This is a genomic window from uncultured Paracoccus sp. (genome assembly GCF_937873615.1).
Taxonomy (GTDB): domain Bacteria; phylum Pseudomonadota; class Alphaproteobacteria; order Rhodobacterales; family Rhodobacteraceae; genus Paracoccus.
Genome location: NZ_CALMYP010000071.1, coordinates 21,008 through 27,007, shown reverse-complemented (window position 1 = coordinate 27,007; position 6,000 = coordinate 21,008). Strand labels below are relative to the sequence as shown.

Sequence of the window (6,000 nt, the reverse complement as noted above, 5' to 3'; positions counted from 1 at the left end):
AACCCAAAACCGCCACTCCTTAAAGCGGCATGACCCCAACATTTTGAACGGTCCCGCGGCGATGTTCTTTCGTGGCGATGAATGTGCCATTGCGCTGTCCCATCATTGTCAATCATCCGACTGATAGGTTCGGAGTTTCGACTTGCGTTGAGGTCGAGGCGCGGTCTCGGTTTTCCTACGGGCTGTCCCCTCCGGGAGATATTCCGCAACGACGCCGACCCGTTCATTAATCTGCTGGCGCAGGGCCCGCCGCTGCGCCGCACGGGCTGTCTGTATGTCTTTCAGCGTGATCGTCTCATGGGCATGTTCCGGGCTGATGGCGCGGCACAGGAAACGGTTCTTGTGGAAGACGCGGATCTCACCAAGGTCGCGCGGATCATATCGGATCGTGACGCTTTCGCCGACGTAGGGAGCAAGGATCGTACTCATGAAGCGCAGCCCTTGAAAATGCACACCGTCGCGGCGCACGAGCCGAGGCTTCGCGACCATGACGAGCAGCAGGTCGAGGTCGTCGATACTGTCGGGCATTTGAGGAAGCCAGCCGTCGGCGCACCACGACGTAAGCGGCGGCAGCCCCGTCTCGCGATGAGTGCGGACATTGTAGGTGTCCTTGATCCACGCGCCGATGACAGCATCGAGATCGGCCAGCGACAGCTTCGGCGGGGTTTCTGGTTTCCCATTCACTATATTACCGGACAAGTCCGAAAGTAGTTCTGTGTTCAGGGTGCCGAAGAACCGCTCGATTTTTCCGCGGCCCTGCGGTCGCGCTACGGCGGAATGGATGATCTGGAACCGCAGGCTGGCAGCTGCCTGTTCGAGATGTTCGGATGTGAAGTCGCTTCCGTGATCGACATAGAGAATTTCTGGGATGCCGCATATGGGCCAGTCCGGGATTTGTTTGCGCCAGATGGCTTGTCGAAGTGCCAGAGACGTTTGCAGAGCCGATGGTGCGCCGAGAAAAACCAGGTATCCAGCAATTGCACGGGAGTGGTCGTCCATAATCGCGGTCAGCCACGGGCGCGCCGCTTTTCCGTTCGCGTCGATAATCCATATATCCAGCATGGTATGATCGGCTTGCCAAAGCGTATTCGGTGCGCTTGCCCTGTGTCGGTGGATCAGCTCAAATCGGTCCCGATAGGCTGACGCCCCATCCTGCGCCAGCGTGACCACCGCAGGATCGAGCGCCTGCACGATGGAATGAACGGTGCCATAGGATGGGAGCGGCCAATCCCTGCTCTTCGCAATCGCTTTGGCGCGTCGACAGATCGCGGCACAGGACAGCCGGGGCTTGCGAAGTGCCAGCCCCTCGATCAGAGCGATCAAGGGGTGGGGTAGTTTGCGAGTGCCGTAATCAGATCGCTTCCTGACCTTTAGCCCGTCCAGACCTTCCAGCCTGTAGCGCGACAGCCAGCGTTGCGCCGTCCGGATCGGCACATCAGCCGCGCGGGCGGCAGCGACCAGAGAAACTCCCTCTTCCAGATGAGGCCGCAGAGCGGCGAACCGGCGCATCGCTTCATCCATTCTGTTTCTCCAACCTGTCCGAAAGGGGATCGGTCAGCGGACATGGGTCGAGGTGGCGGAGGGCGGCAAGGAAAGCGCATCCCGCCATATCTCGTATAGATAGTACGATTAGATTCGCACATGCGGCCCCTTATCCGTACACTCGCTGCATGACCGCGACCAAGATTGGCTATGCCCGCTGCTCCACCGACCGCCAGGATCTGACGGCGCAGCGGGCTGCCCTTGCTGAGCTTGGGGTCACCGAAGACCGCATCTACACAGACCACGGCCTGACGGGTACGAACCGCGACCGGCCCGGTCTCGCCCAGGCCCTCGCCGCCGTGCGCGCTGGCGACGTACTGGTCGTACCGAAACTCGATCGCCTCGCGCGCTCGGTCCCTGACGCACGGGCCATCGCGGAACAGTTGGAAAAGAAGGGCGTCAAGCTTGCCCTCGGCGCATCGGTCTACGATCCGTCCGACCCGATGGGAAAGATGTTCTTCAACATCCTCGCCACCTTCGCCGAGTTCGAGGCCGACCTCATCCGCATGCGCACCCGCGAAGGTATGGCCATCGCCCGCGCCAAGGGCAAACTCCGGGGAAAGCAACCAAAACTCTCGGAAAAACAACAAAAAGAGCTGAGCAGGATGTACGCATCCGGCGAATATTCTATCAGCGATCTCGCTGAGCTCTTCTCTGTCTCAAGGCCGACCGTCTACAGAACGCTGCAGCGAAATTCGGCAAAGACTACGCCTTAGCGTAGGATTCTGCCCCCTCCGGCATCAGACCCCTGGTGGCACAGGCCCTTTGGCTGCGCGCTGGCAAACCGGGACCGGCCCCGAAACTTTGGGCCACCGGCCTCGCGGTGGCCCTGTCGATCCTGATCATTCTTCTCGAATTCAGGTTCGCAATACGGATCACAATCGGCGTTTTCGCCGCCACAGCACTCTACGCGGTTCTCCTGAACCGTGCGCAAAAGAAAGGATCGCTCTTATGATGATGGGATGTTGCACCGCCACCGGCATGGTCTTCGGCCTCCTCGGCATGTTGACACCGCTGATCGCCATCGGCGCGGTCATATATCTGCTCGCCGCCAGACCAAAAGACCCCGAACATGGCGAGGCGCGCTGAGATGAAAGACCTGAACAAAAACGACGATGAACAGGGCGGCTATGACCTGATCGTTCTTGGGGCCGGATCGGCGGGGTTCTCCGCCGCAATTACCGGCGCGGATGCCGGAAAGCGTGTCGCCCTCGTAGGACATGGCACCATCGGCGGAACTTGCGTCAACGTGGGATGCGTGCCCTCCAAGGCGATGATCCGTGCGGCAGAGGCCGTGCACTGTGCGGGGGCTGCCAAGCGGTTCCCCGGCCTGTCGGGACGGGCACAAGTGGATGATTGGCAGACGCTCGTTCAGTCCAAGGACGATCTGGTCACGACCCTGCGCCAGAAGAAATACGCGGACCTTCTGCCGGAATATGAGGATGTCGATTACATCGACGCCGGTCCCGCGCGGCTGATCGAAGGTGGCGTGACAGTCGGTGAGCGAACCCTGAAAGCACCGAGGACCATCATCGCCACGGGCGGGCGTCCCGTTCTGCCGACCATCGACGGCATCGAGGAAATCGGCGCGCTCAACAGCACCAGTCTTCTGGAACTCGAAGTACTGCCGAAAAGCCTGATCTTCATCGGCGCGGGCTACATCGGCGCGGAGCTGGCCCAGATGATGAGCCGCATGGGCGTGAAGGTCACGCTTGTCGCCCGTTCGCATCTGTTGCCCGGCGCGGAACCAGAGGTCTCGGAGGCATTGGCGGCGGCGTTCGAGGCCGAAGGCATCACCCTTCTGACCGGGTTAAGCTACGACACTGTGCGCCGCGACGACGCGGGCGTGACACTGCGCGTGATCCAGAACGGAAAGCCTGTCGAAGTGACGGCGGATCACCTCGTTTCGACCGCTGGCAGGCGGGCCAATACCAAAGATATGGGCCTGGACGCAATCGGCGTGGAAACCGACGCGCGTGGGTCCATCGTCGTCGGCGAGGACATGCAGACATCGGTGCGCGGCATCTATGCCGCAGGCGATGTGACCGACCGCGACCAGTTCGTCTATATGGCGGCCTATGGTGCAAAGCTCGCGGCCAAAAATGCGGTTCTCGGCGAAGACCATCGCTACGACAACGCCGCGATGCCCTGGGTGGTGTTTTCCGACCCGCAGGTCGCGGGCGTCGGTCTCGGTGAAGCCCAGGCGCGGGACGCGGGCCTCGACGTCAAGACGTCCATCGTACCGCTCGATCAGGTGCCGCGCGCACTGGCCGCACGCGACACGCGCGGATTGATCAAGCTGGTGGCGGACAGAAAGTCCGACCGGCTGCTTGGCGGCCAGATCATCGCGCCCGAGGGGTCCGATACGATCCAGACCCTCGTTATGGCGCTGAAGTTTGGCATGACCACAAAGGCGCTCGGGGAGACGATCTTCCCCTATCTGACGACCGTGGAAGGGCTGAAGCTGGCGGCGCAAACCTTCGATATGGACGTGGCAAAGTTGAGCTGCTGCGCCGGATGAAGATCAGGACAAGGACCGGAGAATGAATGAAGACTACGACCTGATCGTCATCGGGGCGGGCATGGCGGGCGTGGCCGCGGCCAACAAATGTGGCGCGGCAGGATGGCGTGTCGCCATTGTCGATGCGCTGCCCTACGGCGGCACCTGCGCATTGCGCGGCTGCGATCCAAAGAAAATCCTGCGGCGCGGTGCGGAAATCATGGACGCGGCACGGCTCATGCAGGGCAAGGGGATCGATCCCGGTGATCTGTCGATCAACTGGGCCGATCTGATGGCACACAAGCGTGGCTTCACCGATCCCGTGCCGGACAAGATGGAAAAGGGCCTGTCGGGCAACGGCGTCGAAACCCTGCATGGAGCCGCGCGGTTCACGGGAAGCAACACGCTGGAGGTCGATGGAACGGCATATCAGTCGGAACGGTTCCTCGTGGCCGCCGGTGCCATGCCCAGGCCGCTGAGCTTCACAGGGGCCGATCTCGTGATCGACAGCACGGATTTCCTCAACCTGGAGGCCCTTCCCAATCGGGTTCTTTTTATCGGTGGCGGCTTCGTGTCCTTCGAGTTTGCGCATATCGCCGCACGGGCCGGAGCCAACCCGATCATCGTGGATCGTGGCGCCCGGCCCTTACGCGGCTTCGATCCCGATCTGGTCGAAATGCTGATCGACCGCAGCGGCGGTATCGGCGTGGACCTGATGCGCGAAACCGAAATCGTGTCGGTCTCGGAAGCCAGTAGAGCATTCACTGTCGAGGTGAAGTCGGGCGATGAAACCCGAACAATCGAAACCGATCTGGTCGTGCATGGCGCGGGCCGTGTGGCAGCCCTGGCCGATCTGAATCTTGAGGCGGCTGGTGTTGATTACAGCGACAAGGGCATCGTTGTAGCCCCGCATCTGCAAAGCACGACAAACAGCGCGGTCTTTGCCGCCGGAGATTCCGCCGACACCGATGGCATGCCGCTGACGCCAGTCGCAGTGATCGAAGGGAAGGTCGCGGCCTCCAACATGCTCAAAGACACTCAGACCGCACCGGATTATGCCGGTATTCCTACAGCCGTCTTCACAGTCCCGGAAGTGGCGCGTGTCGGCATGTTGGAAAGTGAGGCAAGGGACGCCGGGTATGATGTCGATGTTCGGTTCACCGACACTGGCGATTGGTATTCGAACTACCGGATCGGCGAGACCTCTGCTGCCGCGAAGGTCCTCGTGGACAAGTCGAACGGCAAGATCCTCGGCGCGCACCTGTTCGGCCCGGAATACGGCGAACTGATCAATTTCTTCGGGCTGGCAATCAAGCTGGGCCTGGCGGCCAAGCAACTTAAGTCGATGACGGCGGCCTATCCAAGTGTTGGATCGGATTTGGGCTCGCTTCTCTGAATTTGAAAGATTTTTCGCAATAGACCCGATCCTCCTCGGAACGTATGTCTGGCCCGATGAAGACGGTTCTTATCTACTTCGCCGCTGCGCTGGCCGAAATTGCCGGATGCTTTGCTTTCTGGGCCTGGTTCCGGCTGGACAAGAGCGTGTTTTGGTTGGCACCGGGCATGCTGTCCCTTGCCGCTTTCGCCTGGCTACTGGCGCTCAGCCCCGCCGATCAGGCGGGCCGCGCCTATGCAGTCTACGGTGGCGTTTACATCGTATCGTCCCTGCTGTGGCTATGGGGCGTAGAAGGGCATCGCCCGGATCAATGGGATGTAGTTGGAGCGGTCATTTGCCTTGTCGGTGCGGGTATTATTCTCTGGGCACCGCGCAGTATTTGAGAGGCAGCCGCAGACGGGGTGAAGCGCTGAATCGTTCGATTAGATCGCCTTTTGGTTCACGCGTTCCGACAACTCGGCGCTGCTTTCCCTCCGCATCGCGGCTGCGATCAAGCAGGTTTTCTACCGCCCTCGAAAGCAGCGATACATCCTTTACGCAGCATCGGTCAAAGTGGGCTCCT

Annotated in this window: 6 protein-coding genes; 5 read left to right on the top strand and 1 reads right to left on the bottom strand. The window is 61.0% G+C overall.

The window, feature by feature from the left end; all coding sequences use genetic code 11:
* Positions 1 to 108 precede the first annotated feature (108 nt).
* On the bottom strand, positions 109 to 1,521 hold the full coding sequence (locus Q0330_RS18950) for a Mu transposase C-terminal domain-containing protein (RefSeq protein WP_299483421.1): 1,413 nt from the start codon (positions 1,519 to 1,521) through the stop codon (positions 109 to 111).
* 149 nt (positions 1,522 to 1,670) lie between these two features.
* Here Q0330_RS18950 and Q0330_RS18945 point away from each other — a divergent pair, with 149 nt between their 5' ends.
* The 5 genes from Q0330_RS18945 to Q0330_RS18925 all read left to right on the top strand — a co-directional run bounded on the left by Q0330_RS18945 (position 1,671) and on the right by Q0330_RS18925 (position 5,821).
* Entirely contained in the window at positions 1,671 to 2,258 is a 588-nt protein-coding gene (locus Q0330_RS18945) for a recombinase family protein (RefSeq protein WP_036743550.1), read from the top strand.
* Positions 2,259 to 2,493: 235 nt separating this feature from the next.
* Positions 2,494 to 2,631, top strand: a complete 138-nt coding sequence (locus tag Q0330_RS18940; protein ID WP_007803572.1) for a hypothetical protein — start codon at positions 2,494 to 2,496, stop codon at positions 2,629 to 2,631.
* A gap of 1 nt (position 2,632) precedes the next feature.
* Positions 2,633 to 4,063, top strand: a complete 1,431-nt coding sequence (gene merA / locus Q0330_RS18935) for a mercury(II) reductase (protein ID WP_057796628.1) — start codon at positions 2,633 to 2,635, stop codon at positions 4,061 to 4,063.
* 22 nt (positions 4,064 to 4,085) lie between these two features.
* A complete protein-coding gene (locus tag Q0330_RS18930) occupies positions 4,086 to 5,438 on the top strand; it encodes an NAD(P)/FAD-dependent oxidoreductase (protein ID WP_017467591.1) in 1,353 nt (450 codons plus the stop codon).
* Positions 5,439 to 5,494: 56 nt separating this feature from the next.
* The gene (locus tag Q0330_RS18925; protein ID WP_040546036.1) at positions 5,495 to 5,821 is read left to right on the top strand and encodes a YnfA family protein; all 327 of its coding nucleotides are present in this window, start codon (positions 5,495 to 5,497) and stop codon (positions 5,819 to 5,821) included.
* Positions 5,822 to 6,000 lie beyond the last annotated feature (179 nt).

Bases quoted from the DNA above. Each gene is read 5' to 3' on its own strand.
- Q0330_RS18950 (WP_299483421.1), bottom strand. From the start codon at position 1,521: ATGGATGAAGCGATGCGCCGGTTCGCCGCTCTGCGGCCTCATCTGGAA.
- Q0330_RS18945 (WP_036743550.1), top strand. From the start codon at position 1,671: ATGACCGCGACCAAGATTGGCTATGCCCGCTGCTCCACCGACCGCCAG.
- Q0330_RS18940 (WP_007803572.1), top strand. From the start codon at position 2,494: ATGATGATGGGATGTTGCACCGCCACCGGCATGGTCTTCGGCCTCCTC.
- merA (WP_057796628.1), top strand. From the start codon at position 2,633: ATGAAAGACCTGAACAAAAACGACGATGAACAGGGCGGCTATGACCTG.
- Q0330_RS18930 (WP_017467591.1), top strand. From the start codon at position 4,086: ATGAATGAAGACTACGACCTGATCGTCATCGGGGCGGGCATGGCGGGC.
- Q0330_RS18925 (WP_040546036.1), top strand. From the start codon at position 5,495: ATGAAGACGGTTCTTATCTACTTCGCCGCTGCGCTGGCCGAAATTGCC.